Source organism: Fructobacillus ficulneus (assembly GCF_001047075.2).
In the GTDB taxonomy this organism is placed as follows: domain Bacteria; phylum Bacillota; class Bacilli; order Lactobacillales; family Lactobacillaceae; genus Fructobacillus; species Fructobacillus ficulneus.
On sequence record NZ_DF968000.1, the window covers coordinates 205,493 to 205,904 of the forward strand.

A 412-nucleotide genomic window follows, 5' to 3' on the forward strand; every position below is an offset into this window, starting at 1 on the left:
CCGGTCCGACTTGGCGAAATTGCTGGTGGTGACCGGCGCCTTTGGCTTGTATTTCATGATTAACCACCAAGGTCTCATCGATCAGAGTCACCAAGGCAATCAGGTTAATTCTTGGCAAAAAATCCTGGTCTACCCAGATGATGTATTGATTGGTCCTGACGGGCAAATTAAGGGCCAAGCCCACTTGCCATCAGGTCAGCCGGTCTGGTTTTCCTATGCGGCCAAGGATTCCGCGGACTTAGCGGATTGGCACCGATATCCCGGTCAGACGCTATTCATCGAAGGCCAGGGCAACTTAGCTCGCATCCTGCCGGCAACAAACTTTTACCAATTTGATTTCCGTGACTTTTCGCAAACCAGGGGAATTACCCACCGCCTGGTCTTAAAGACGGCTCACTTTGGCCCAGTCCGG

General features: G+C 52.2%; 1 protein-coding gene. It reads left to right on the forward strand.

Annotated elements, in window-relative coordinates:
• A partial coding sequence (locus tag AOQ29_RS03230) for a hypothetical protein (protein ID WP_158530740.1) occupies positions 1 to 412 on the forward strand: 412 nt, incomplete at both ends.